An 11,659-nucleotide genomic window follows, 5' to 3' on the forward strand; every position below is an offset into this window, starting at 1 on the left:
GGCCCGATGCTACGAGGCGAGCGCCAGAGGGTGACAAGGGACGGGGCGCGGCGTCGTCGGCGGCGTGGCCCACGCGACGACGGCGCCGCGGCGGCTAGGCGTCAACGCGGGGTCAGCGGGGCCCGCTGAGGCCGCGCAGGGCGCCACGGTGCTGGAGCACGTGCAGGTCCCAGCGTGCGCTGAGCCCCTCGAACAACCCGATGCCACGCCGGGAGTTACCTTGCTCGTCCAGGCGCGGCGACCACGTGGCGATGCCCAGGGCCCCGGGCACGGCGCCGAGCAGCGCGCCCGAGACGCCGGACTTCGCGGGCACGCCGACCTCGGCCACCCACTGGCCGCTGGCGTCGTACATGCCGCAGGTGAGCATCACGGACATCGCCTGCTGCGCTACCCACTCGTCCAGCACCCGCTCCCCTGTCACGGGGTTCGTGCCGCCAGCGGCGAGGGTGGCGCCCATGACGGCCAGCTGGGGTGCGGTGACCAGGACCGAGCACTGCGCGAGGTACCCGGCCACGGCCTCGCGGGCCGAGATGGGCAGCCGGCCGGCGTCGGCGAGCAGGTGGGCCAGGCCCAGGTTGCGGTCGGCGCGGGTGCGCTCGGCGTCGAGGACGTCCTCGCTGACCTCCAGCTCGACGCCGGCCAGCGCGCTGTAGCGGCGCAGCAGCAGGGCCGTCCGCTCGTCCTCGTCCCCGGCGGGCAGGAGGGAGTGGACCAGGATGGCGCCGGCGTTGATCAGCGGGTTGCACGGCCGGCCGTCGTCGTGCAGGGACAGGTGGTTGAACGACTCACCGGAGGGCTCGACGCCCACGTGCTCCAGCACGTGGTCCAGGCCGATCTCCTGCAGCACCACCGCGTAGGTGAGGGCCTTGGAGACCGACTGCAGCGCGAAGGCGTGCTCGGTCTCCCCGGCGGCGGCCTGGTGGCCGTCCACCGTGCACACCGCCACGGCGAGGCCGTCCACATGCTGGCCAGCGACGTCCTCGAGGTAGTCGGAGGGCTCGCCGCGGCGGTCGGACTCCACCTCGTCGAGCATCGCGCGCAGGTCGTCGTCGAATCGCGTCGTGTCCATTCCTGGTCACAGTAGTGGACGGGCAGGCGGGCGGGCGCCGGGCCGGTCACGGCGTTCACTGGACCGGGGCATTCGGGCCCATCGGCAGGTCCAGCCGCATCCAGCCGATGACCATGCCGGTGCACGCGGGCAGGAAGGCGATCGAGGACGGGAGCATCGTGGCGATCAGGGAGCCGATGCCCATCTTCCGGTCGTACCTCTGAGCCACCGCGATGATCAGCGGGACGCTACGCCTGCCGCGGCGGGTCAAGGCAAGACCCGGGAACCCGTGCCGGGGCTATCGTCGGGGGATGGACGTGCGGATCGGGACCTCCGGCTGGACCTACAGGCACTGGCGCGGGACCTTCTACCCGCAGGGGCTGCGGATCGCCGATCAGCTCGACCACTACACGGAGCGATTCCGGACGGTCGAGCTCAACGGCTCCCACTACCGCTGGCCGGCGGACAGCACCGTCGAGGCCTGGCGCGAGCGCCTGCCCGCCGGCTTCGAGATGGCCGTCAAGGCCTCCCGCTACCTGACCCACTACCGCAAGCTCAACGAGCCGCAGGACTGGGTGGAGCGCATCGTGCACACGCTGGACCTGCTCGGTGACCACGCCGGGCCGCTGCTGCTGCAGCTGCCGGCCAACCTGCACCGCGACGACGACCGACTCGCCGGGTTCCTCGGCCTGCTGCCCGAGCGGGTGCGCGTGGCGGTGGAGGTCCAGCACGAGTCCTGGCTGGACGAGGACGTGTTCGACCTCCTCGACCGGCACGGGGCGGGGTTCGTGGTCTCGGTGATCGCCGGGCGGGAGCCGGTGCTGCGCGCGACCGGGCGCCTCGCCTACGTGCGCTTCCACAACGCGGACCCGGACTGGCGCTACGGCGGCTCGTTCTCCGACGCCGAGCTCTCCCCCTGGGTGAAGCGGCTGCGGGAGCTGACCGGCGCGGACGCGGCGGGCGCGCGCCCCGCCTACGTCTACTTCAACAACGACAACCACGGCCACGCCGCGTTCAACGCGCTGACGCTGCGCAGGATGGCGGAGACCGAAGCCTGACACGTGCCGAGCGCGTGCCTAGCGTGAGGAGGAAGCGGCGGCCGAGCGCCGCCGTCGTCCCCCGAGAGCACAGGAAGGCAGACGCACATGACCCTCATGCAGATCCCCACGGACCACGGCACGATCGGACTGAACGTGGAGGAGGCCGGCCACGGGCGTCCCGTGGTCCTCATCCACGGCTGGCCGCTGACCCTCGACTCGTGGAAGGACCAGGTCGCAGCCCTGTCCCCGCACTACCGCGTGATCACCTATGACCGGCGGGGCTTCGGTGCCTCGGAGAAGCCCGCCGGCGGGTACGACTACGACACGATGACCGCCGACCTGCACGGTCTGCTCACCGAGCTCGACCTGCGTGACGTGACGCTCGTGGGCTTCTCGATGGGCGGTGGCGAGGTGGCGCGCTACATGTCCCGGTTCGGCGCGGACCGGATCCACTCGGTGGTGTTCGCCGGCGCGGTGCCCCCGTACCTGCTGAAGACCGACGACAACCCCGACGGCCCGCTGACCGAGAAGCAGGCCGCCGAGATGCGCGCGGGTCTCGAGAAGGACCGCGAGTCGTTCTTCGACGACTTCACGACGACGTTCTTCTCCACCCCCAAGCTGGCCGGCCTGACCAGCAGCCTSAAGGTCACCGAGGARCAGCGCCAGGAGGCCATCCGGATGGCGCTGCAGTCCGACCAGACGGCGGCGCTGGCCTGCATGGACGCGTTCGGGGCCACCGACTTCCGCCGCGACCTGCCCGCAGTGACTGTGCCGGCCCTGGTCCTGCACGGCGACGCCGACCAGATCGTGCCGTTCGAGGGCTCCGGCAAGCGGACGCACAAGGCGATCGACGGCAGCCGCGTCGAACTGGTCAAGGATGCCCCGCACGGCTTCAACACCAGCCACTCCGAGGAGTTCAACCGGATCCTGCTGGAATTCCTGGCGGAGTGAGGGGGCAGGTAGGCCCACCAGAGTGCTGAACGCGACACGGCGCTCGTGGGGGTGGTGCATGCCATCCACCACGGCGCCGACGCTGACCTGTCAGGCTCGATCCGACGCCGTGATCACCCGGAGCGCGGGATCAGGCCGACCGGCCGGCAGAACCGCGCGTCAGGACGTCGAGTACGAAGCCGATCRGCCCATGACGGGTGCGCGCGTCCTGAAATAGGCCAGATCGGAACTGCGAGCCCCGGTCCTCGTGCACCAGGCACCCAGCCACCACGGCTGCACCGCCGCGGCCTGCGACGGCCTTGTTCGCGCAGAGACAGAGCTTCTCCTCAGCCGTGAAGTGCTTCCTGATGTCGGTCAGTCAGAGCCTGCGCGGCGCTTCTGGAGCGGGCTGGCGCACAGACCGAGGTGCTGTCGATCCATGACGGCGAGATTCAGGCGCGTGAGAAGGGTCTGCCATGAGTTTGCGCGACACGAGTTATCAGGCGGCGGCAGCCGCCTGGACTGATTGAACCATCTCGAACTCGACAGGGGTGAGCTTCCCGAGACGGGCCTGCCTACGACGGCGGTGATAGGTCCGCTCGATCCAGCTCACGATCGCGAGCCAGAGCTGGTCGAAGGACTGCCAGCGACGCCGGTTCAGCACGTTCTTCTGCAACAGCGCGAAGAAGGATTCCATTGCCGCGTTGTCCCCAGCAGCACCGACCCTGCCCATCGACCCGACCAGGCCGTTGACCCGGAGCGTCTCCACGAACCGCCTGGCTCGAAATTGCGATCCTCGATCCGAATGCACCCGGCAACCCTGCACCGGCGGCCTCGACGCCCCTGGTCGGATCGCATAAGCGCTCTTCCTGACACCGACCGTCCGGTCCGACAGGAGGTCAAGCCCCATGAAGTGGTGTAGCGGCTGATTCCTTCGTTGGGGTTGTCAGGCGCTGAACTCGAGGGCGGGCGCGGTGTCGGGGTTCACCTCGCTTCCCGTGTTGCTGACGGTGGTGAGTCGGCAGCGGGCCAGGACCTCCAGGCCGAGGTAGCGACGGCCCTCGGCCCACTCGTCTGTCTGCTCGGCCAGCACCGCGCCCACCAGTCGTACGATGGCCGCCCGGTTGGGGAAGATGCCCACCGCGTCGGTGCGGCGGCGGATCTCGCGGTTGAGCCGCTCGGCCGGGTTGTTCGACCAGATCTGGGTCCAGACGTCCTTGGGGAATGTGGTGAACGCCAGGATGTCGGCCCGGGCAGCATCGAGGTGCTCGGCCACCACCGGCAGTTTCTCGCTCACGTAGTCCAGCAGCCGGTCGAACTGGGCGTTGACGCTGGCGGCATCGGGCTGGTCGTAGACCGAGTGGAGCATGGCCTTCACCGCCGGCCACATGCTCTTCGGGGTGATGCCCATCAGGTTCGCCGCGTAGTGGGTGCGGCAGCGTTGCCACACCGCACCGGGCAGGTTCGCGGCGATGGCGTCCTTGAGCCCGGGGTGGGCATCAGAGGTGACCAGCCGGACCCCGGCCAGGCCCCGGGCGACCAAGTCGGCGAAGAACTCGTTCCACGCCGCCCCGGTCTCGCTGGTGGCCACCCGCAGGCCCAACACTTCGCGGTGGCCGTCGCCGTTGACCCCGGTGGCGATGAGCACCACCGCGTTGACCACACGCCCGCCCTCACGCACCTTCATCGTCAACGCGTCCGCGGCAACGAACGTGAACGGTCCCGCCTCCCCGAGCGGCCGGTGGCGGAAGGCCTCCACCTGCTCATCGAGGTCCGCGGCCATCCGGGACACCTGGGACTTCGACAGGGCATTGATGCCCAAGGTCTTGACCAGCTTGTCCATCCGCCGGGTAGAGACACCGGCCAGGTAGCAGTCTGCGACCACGGTGATCAGCGCCGATTCGGCCCGCTTGCGCCGCTCGAGCAGCCATTCCGGGAAGTAGGTGCCCGAGCGCAGCTTCGGGATGGCCACGTCCACGGTGCCGACCCGGGTGTCCAGGTCCCGGTGCCGGTACCCATTGCGCTGGGCCGTGCGGTCACGGGAGGGTTTGCCCCATTCGGCGCCGACCACCGCATCGGCGTCAGCGCAGAGCAGGGTGTTGATCATCGTCTGCAGCAGGTGGCGCATCATGTCCGGGGAGGCCTCGGACAGGGCTTCGCCCAGCAGGCCGGCAGGGTCGACAATATGAGGAGCGGTCATCGTGATGACTCCATTCGAGGATTCTGTGAGAGGTTGACTCGAAGGATCACACGGTGGCCGCGTCCACGTCTGGAACGACGTGCCCGACCACCGGGCGCTACACCACTATGCGGGACTCAACTCTGCACTGCACCGTCGAAGCAGACGTGTGCGTACGCAGATCCCAGCTGCTCACCCACTTGCCCGTGGCCACCGTGCACTTACGGGCCGTCGTGAACTTCGGGGTGGTCTTGGACTCTGCGATCAACACCTCCGCCCGCGTGTTCTGGCAGTCCCTGTTCGCATCCTTCCAGTCCCCGAACTGGGCAGCCCGGTCATAGCCGGCATTGTTCTCCGCCGCCACCGGCAACGACGCCACAGCCGTGCGCAACGGGGCCGAATACGTAGTGCCGGCCGCCGCCGGGCCCGCACCCCCCAGGACAGCGGTGGCGACGAAAACAGCAGCAGTGGCCAGAGAAGCCAGAGAGCGTCGTGACATGGGCGAGTTCCTTGCTCGAGTGGATGACGCGATGCGAAATCGCATCGCAGCTGATCCTAAGCTCGCGCGAAGCCCCTGCTCGGCACGAGATCCCCGGTCCCTAGGATGGGCAGGATCAGCGCGGACAGCGCCCCATGCCACTCGGCCCAAAGAAAGAACACCCGTGTCTCGACTGACTGACCTGCTCGCCCAGGCCCGCAAGACCGACCCACAGCTGGCCACAGACCTGGAAGCTGAGTTCCGCCAGCTCACCCGACACAACCAGTTTGGTCTCGTGTTTGAGCGCCACCAGCCCGAGGCCGTCGAGCTGCCCGGCCGACCCGTACGCCGCGGAGACACCGTCCGCGTGCTGCCCCCGCGGGGGACCCTCACCATCGGGGACACCCGTCACTGGGTCGTCACCGACCTCGAACGCACCCCAGATGGCAAGCAAGCCCACCTGACCGAAGCAGACGTCGACCCCGAGGTCCGCGAGCCGGCCACCTCAACAGCAGCAATCGAGGACCTGGTGGTCGTCGCCCGCTTCGAGGACCCGATCTACCCGGGCCTGGTCGAGACAGGCCGCGTCGAAAACGGTGGGGACAAGCCGTTCCACACGGTCATCAACGCCGAGAACTTCCACGCCCTCGCGATGCTCACATACACCCACCGCCACAAGGTGGACTGCGTCTACATTGACCCGCCCTACAACACCGGGGCGAAGGACTGGAAGTACAACAATGACTACGTCGCCTCCGATGACGACTACCGCCACTCGAAGTGGCTGTCCTTCATGGAACGCCGCCTCCAGGTTGCCCGTGAACTCCTCAATCCTGAGGACTCCGTCCTAATCGTCACCATCGACGAGAAGGAGTATCTCCGCCTGGGAATGCTCCTCGAGCAGACGTTCCCCGACGCTCGTATCCAGATGGTCTCAAGTGTCATCAACCCCAAGGGGGTTGCACGAGGAAAGGCGTTTCGTCGCACGGACGAATACATCTATTTCGTCATGCTGGGCGAGTCAGGGCCCGCACGTCTGCCCCTTGGTCCAGGGTGGCAGGCTGGCGCCATCGCCGCCTCGACCTCGAAACCCGAGGGGCCGGGATGGACTTCCCTCATGCGTCGCGGATCGCACTCGGCCAGGTCCGACCGGCCGGGTCTCTACTATCCGATTTTCGTCGACCCCGAAAAAATGCAAGTCGTCGCAGCGGGGGACCCGATTCCCTTGGGAGAACGAACTGTTGCCGCCAGACCGGGCCTAACAACCGTTCTTCCTATTCGGACCGATCAGTCCGAGGGAAACTGGCAGTGCAGTGGGCCGGAACTCATGCGCCGCCTAGACGAGGGACGTGTGCGAGTGGGACGTGAGACCCACTACGGGTACGTCATCAACTACCTCCCCGAAGGGGCTTGGAAAGAAGTCTGCTCTCCTGCTTTCGAGATCACCGGCCGCGCTCCAGACGGCTCAGTGGAGGCTGTGCGCATTGACGCAGACAGCGGTCTTCAACTTGCGCCAACCCAGTGGAAGATCGAGGGACACAACGCTTCCGAGCATGGTTCGTCCCTCCTGCGTCGCCTTATGCCGGGTCGCAAGTTTCCGTTCCCAAAGGCGCTCTATGCCGTCGAGGACACTCTTCGCTTCTTCGTGAAGGACAAGCCCAACGCCGTCATCCTCGACTTCTTCTCGGGCTCTGGCACGACGGCGCACGCGGTCATGCGCTTGAACAAGCAGGACGGCGGTCATCGTCAGTGCATCAGCGTGACGAACAACGAGGTGTCCGCTGAGGAGCAGAAGGGTCTACGCGCGAAGGGGCTTCGTCCCGGTGACGCGGAGTGGGAGCAGTGGGGCATCTGCGACTACGTCACCAAACCCCGCGTCACTGCGGCCATCACGGGGAAGACCCCTGACGGGGACCCGATCAAGGGCGAGTACAAGTTCACTGACGAGTTCCCCATGGCCGACGGCTTCGAGGAGAACGCGGCGTTCTTCACGCTGACCTATGAGGCGCCCCGGCAGGTCCGCCGCAACCGTGCCTTCGCCCGGATTGCGCCGATGCTCTGGCTCAAGGCTGGCTCTCGCGGTCGCATCATCTCCAGCCTTCCAGAACGGGGCTGGGATGTGGCTCAGACCTACGGGGTACTCGAGGACATGGACCACGCCCCCGAGTTCTTGGCCGCCCTGGAGGCTGACCCCCAGGTAGGGATGGCGTTCATCGTGACCGACTCCGAGGTGGCCTTCCAGTCCGTGGCCCGACAGCTGCCCGAACACACCACCGCGGTGCGCCTGTACGAGTCCTACCTGCACAACTTCCAGATCAACCGGAGGGCCTGACCCCCATGCGTTACACCCTCAAGGACTACCAGGCCCAGGCTGTCGAGCAGGTCCTGAACCGGCTGCATCGAGCCAGGAAGAACTACCAGGACGACGGCGTCCTGTCCCAGTTCTCCCTGGCCGCGGCCACCGGGGCCGGCAAGACGGTGATGGCCGCGGCCATCATCGAGGCCCTGTTCTTCGGTTCCGACCAGTACACCGAGGACATCGCCCCCGACCCCGGGGCCACCGTGCTCTGGTTCTCCGACGACCCGGACCTGAATGATCAGTCCCGCGCCCGGATCCATGCCGCATCCTCCGAGCTAGACGGTCGGCTGCGCACCGTGGAGAACTCCTTCGCCGAGACCACCTTCGCCCCCGGCCAGGTGTACTTCCTCAACGCCCAGAAGCTGCGCGAAGGAGCCCGCCTGGTGCGCGGGGCCCAGGACCCCACCAACGCCGCCACCCCGGTAATGGCCGCCCCCGACATGGCCCAGCGCACCATCTACGACGTCATCGCCAACACCGTGGCCACCCCCGGACGAACCCTGTACTTCATCCTGGACGAGGCACACCGGGGCATGAAGACCACCAAGAAGAACGACCAGGAGCGGGCCACCATCGTCCAGCGCCTGATCAACGGCACCGCCCTGGCCCCGGCCATGCCGATCGTGCTCGGGATCTCCGCCACCGTGGAACGCTTCACCCAGGCCATGGCCCATGCCACCGACCGGGACGCGCTCTCCCCCGTGCAGGTCGACCCCGCGCTCGTGCAGGCCTCCGGGCTACTCAAGGACGATGTGGTCCTCACCATCCCCGAGGAAGCCGGCGCCTTCGACACCACGCTGCTGCGCGAGGCCGTGGCCCGCACGAAGGCTTCCACCCGGGCCTGGGCCGCCTACGCCGCCGAGCAGGACGAACCGAACCCGGTGGTGCCGCTACTGGTCGTGCAGGTCGCCGACAAACCCAGCGACGAGCACCTCTCGCGAATCCTGGATGTCATCCACCAGGAGTGGCCCGAGCTACGGCCCCAGGACATAGCCCACGTCTTCGGCACCCACACCGACCGGCACCTGCCCGGCCAGATCGTCAACTACATCGCCCCCCAGCGAGTGCAGGAAACCACGCACATCCGGGTGCTGCTGGCCATGGAGGCGATCTCCACCGGCTGGGACTGCCCCAGGGCGGAGGTGCTGATGTCCTTCCGCACCTACAAGGACGCCACCTACGTCCACCAGCTGCTGGGCCGGATGGTCCGCACCCCCCTGGCCCGACGCATCCCGGGCAACGAGGTGCTCAACTCCATCGACTGCTTCCTGCCCCACTTCGACAAGACCACCTCCACCGCCATCGCCCAGACCTTGATGCGCGGACAGTCCGACATGGACGACACCACTTCCGACCCCGCCCGCGCATCCGCCCGGCGGGTGCTGTTCGACCCGGTCACCCTGACACCGAACCCGGCGGTGGGAGAAGACGTGTGGGCGGTGTTCGACGCCCTGCCCTCGATGACCATCCCCCGGGGAGCCACCAAACCGCTCAAGCGCCTGGACATCCTGGCCAACGCCCTCTCCCACGACGGGCTGCTGCCCGGGGCGATCAAGACCGCCGCGCACACAATGTGCAAGCTCCTGGACGGATGCAGGGTGCAGTACTCCGAGCAGATCGCCGCGGCCCGCCAGGATGTGCTCACCCTGTCGGCCCAGCGGCTGACCGGCCGGCTGGGAACCACAACCCTGAGCACCACCAGCCTGGAGCTGCTGGCCGATGACCGGGCCATCGAGGAGGCTGCGGCCGCGGCGGCCGGCACCCTCACCGGCTGGATCGCTGGGGCCTACATCGATCACATCGTCCCCGAGGACGAAGAGGATCTCGACCTGCGCGAAGGAGACACCATCATCGCCTCCCTGGCCCGCACCTCCGAGGTCGTCGCCGATCTGGAGGCCAAGGCCGACAAGCTCGTGCAGGACTGGCTGAGCCAGTACCGCGTGCAGATCAACGGCCTGACCGATGAGCGCCAGGCAGTGTATGACCGGGTGCGGGAGATGGCCCGTCGGCCTGAACGTGTGGACCTGACCCGCCCGAAGTTGGCCCAGGCCGACCAGCAGGAGCGCCTCCCTGATGGCAGCGAGCGTCCTCTGCCGACCCGCACTCTGCATTTGATGGCCGCCGAGGACGGCACCGTACCTGTGGATCTGAACGCCTGGGAGCGGCAGGTGCTGGACTCCGAGGCCGCCGAGCCCTCCTTCCGGGGCTGGTACCGCAACCCCTCCCGGGCCTCCAAGCAGTCTTTGGCGATCCCGTTCCAGGACGGCGCCGGCCAGTGGCAGGCCCTGCGCCCGGACTTCGTGTTCTTCCACGCCAACCAGGACGGCACGATCCGCGCGGACATCGTGGACCCCCACGGCACGCACCTGGCCGACGCCTTGCCCAAGCTGCGGGGCCTGGCCGAGTACGCCCAGGCCCACGGGGATGCCTTCGGCCGGATCGAGGCCGTCGCTGAGATCGACGGCCAGCTGCGGGTGCTGGACATGAAGAACGACGTCGTCCGGGCCAGCGTCCACGCAGCCCAAGACGCCGAATCCCTGTACAAGGCCGCGCCCGCTTACTGAAGCAGAAACCCAGGTGGTGTCGGCGGCCGAGGATGGGGTTCAGTCTGAGGCTTGCCGGCGCAACGAGGTGTACAGGGTCTGCCGGCTCACCCCGAACGTGCGCGCCACTTCGGCCTTCGGGATCCCCATCTGAATCATCACGCGCGCCTGCTCCACGTCCGCATCAGAGAGCTTCGGGGCCTGCACGTACTTGCCGCGGGCCTTGGCTAGGGCGATGCCCTCAGCCTGGCGCTCCTTGATCCGCCGGCGCTCGAACTCAGCGAACGCCGCCAGGATGCCCAGCATGAGCCCGTCCACCGGGAGGTGCCGGACTTGTCCACGGTGATGCGCTCGGACACGAACTGCACCGCGCACCCCTTGTCGGTGAGCTCATCCACGATCGCGTACAGATCCCGGGTGTCCCGTCCCAGCCGGTCCATCGAGGCGACCTTCACCAGGTCCCCCTCCCGCACGTACTTCATCAGCTCGGCCAACCCGGTGCGCTTGGCGCGGGAGCTGCCGGAGATCTTGTCCTGAAAGATGCGGTCGCACTCCCCCACCGCCTCGAGCTGACGGTCCAGGTTCTGTTCCGCCGAGCTCACCCGCACGTACCCCACGGTCTGTCCAACCACGTCTTAGACCTCCCGACACTTCTGTCTAACGACCCGGTTTGAGACCGTCTTCGACGTGATGGTCTCGTGGGCGGACGGAGTGTGTAAAGGGGTATACCCGGCTTGACGCCGGGATGGGGCAATGAACACCCAGCTGGATTGTGAGGCATCCCTCTGTCGGAGCGTTGACGTTTACTTTACTAACCTGTTAGTATAGTTTCGTTGATGCGACTACAGGCAGAGGACAGGGGTACAACAGTGAACGACGTTGGATCATCGCCGCGGCGGTGGTGGCTGCTCATGACCGTGGGGGCCGGCCTGCTACTCATCACCCTCGACAATTCGATCCTCTACACCGCCTTGCCTACGTTGACCGCAGACCTCGGCGCGTCCGGATCCTCGACACTGTGGATCATCAACGCCTACCCCCTGGTCATGGCTGGCCTCCTCTTGGGAGCAGGCACACTGGGC

At 67.6% G+C, this 11,659-nt stretch carries 10 protein-coding genes and 2 pseudogenes; 6 read left to right on the top strand and 6 right to left on the bottom strand.

Annotation, left to right across the window (positions count from 1 at the left end; translation table 11 throughout):
* Positions 1-112: 112 nt before the first annotated feature.
* Both glsA and G6R13_RS01980 read right to left on the bottom strand, forming a co-directional pair.
* Positions 113-1,069, bottom strand: coding sequence for a glutaminase A (gene glsA, locus G6R13_RS01975; protein WP_060974229.1), 957 nt, complete (start codon positions 1,067-1,069; stop codon positions 113-115).
* A gap of 55 nt (positions 1,070-1,124) precedes the next feature.
* The gene (locus tag G6R13_RS01980) at positions 1,125-1,319 is read right to left on the bottom strand and encodes an AbgT family transporter (protein WP_255351321.1); all 195 of its coding nucleotides are present in this window, start codon (positions 1,317-1,319) and stop codon (positions 1,125-1,127) included.
* A 40-nt stretch (positions 1,320-1,359) separates the two neighbouring features.
* Between G6R13_RS01980 and G6R13_RS01985 the strand changes: the two genes are divergently transcribed.
* On the top strand, positions 1,360-2,106 hold the full coding sequence (locus G6R13_RS01985) for a DUF72 domain-containing protein (RefSeq protein WP_044659465.1): 747 nt from the start codon (positions 1,360-1,362) through the stop codon (positions 2,104-2,106).
* Between the two features lie 87 nt (positions 2,107-2,193).
* Positions 2,194-3,039 (top strand): alpha/beta hydrolase, encoded by an 846-nt coding sequence (locus G6R13_RS01990; protein ID WP_163720931.1) that lies wholly within the window; start codon positions 2,194-2,196, stop codon positions 3,037-3,039.
* 478 nt (positions 3,040-3,517) lie between these two features.
* Here G6R13_RS01990 and G6R13_RS01995 read toward each other — a convergent pair.
* A pseudogene (locus tag G6R13_RS01995) lies at positions 3,518-3,829 on the bottom strand (IS3 family transposase); the annotation flags it as partial.
* Between the two features lie 135 nt (positions 3,830-3,964).
* The gene (locus G6R13_RS02000; RefSeq protein WP_036382543.1) at positions 3,965-5,218 is read right to left on the bottom strand and encodes an IS256 family transposase; all 1,254 of its coding nucleotides are present in this window, start codon (positions 5,216-5,218) and stop codon (positions 3,965-3,967) included.
* A 185-nt stretch (positions 5,219-5,403) separates the two neighbouring features.
* On the opposite strand from G6R13_RS02000, the gene G6R13_RS12410 reads away from it, so the two are divergent.
* The 3 genes from G6R13_RS12410 (at position 5,404) to G6R13_RS02010 (ending at position 10,598) form a co-directional block, all read left to right on the top strand.
* Entirely contained in the window at positions 5,404-5,538 is a 135-nt protein-coding gene (locus tag G6R13_RS12410; RefSeq protein ID WP_275898392.1) for a hypothetical protein, read from the top strand.
* Positions 5,539-5,859: 321 nt separating this feature from the next.
* On the top strand, positions 5,860-8,007 hold the full coding sequence (locus tag G6R13_RS02005) for a DNA methyltransferase (RefSeq protein WP_069941823.1): 2,148 nt from the start codon (positions 5,860-5,862) through the stop codon (positions 8,005-8,007).
* 5 nt (positions 8,008-8,012) lie between these two features.
* Positions 8,013-10,598 carry a DEAD/DEAH box helicase family protein gene (locus G6R13_RS02010; protein WP_069941822.1) on the top strand — a complete coding sequence of 862 codons (2,586 nt, stop codon included), beginning with the start codon at positions 8,013-8,015 and terminating at the stop codon, positions 10,596-10,598.
* Positions 10,599-10,637: 39 nt separating this feature from the next.
* Here the strand turns inward: G6R13_RS02010 and G6R13_RS12415 are convergent, their stop codons facing one another.
* Entirely contained in the window at positions 10,638-10,883 is a 246-nt protein-coding gene (locus G6R13_RS12415) for a recombinase family protein (protein WP_275898393.1), read from the bottom strand.
* Positions 10,805-11,209, bottom strand: coding sequence for a recombinase family protein (locus G6R13_RS02015; RefSeq protein WP_275898394.1), 405 nt, complete (start codon positions 11,207-11,209; stop codon positions 10,805-10,807). Before G6R13_RS02015 ends, G6R13_RS12415 begins: the two co-directional genes overlap by 79 nt.
* Before the next feature lie 279 nt (positions 11,210-11,488).
* Here G6R13_RS02015 and G6R13_RS12265 point away from each other — a divergent pair.
* Positions 11,489-11,659: pseudogene (locus G6R13_RS12265) on the top strand (MFS transporter); the annotation flags it as partial.

Origin of the sequence: Micrococcus sp. Alg238-R198, assembly GCF_900537135.1 — a bacterium.
Lineage (GTDB): Bacteria > Actinomycetota > Actinomycetes > Actinomycetales > Micrococcaceae > Micrococcus > Micrococcus luteus.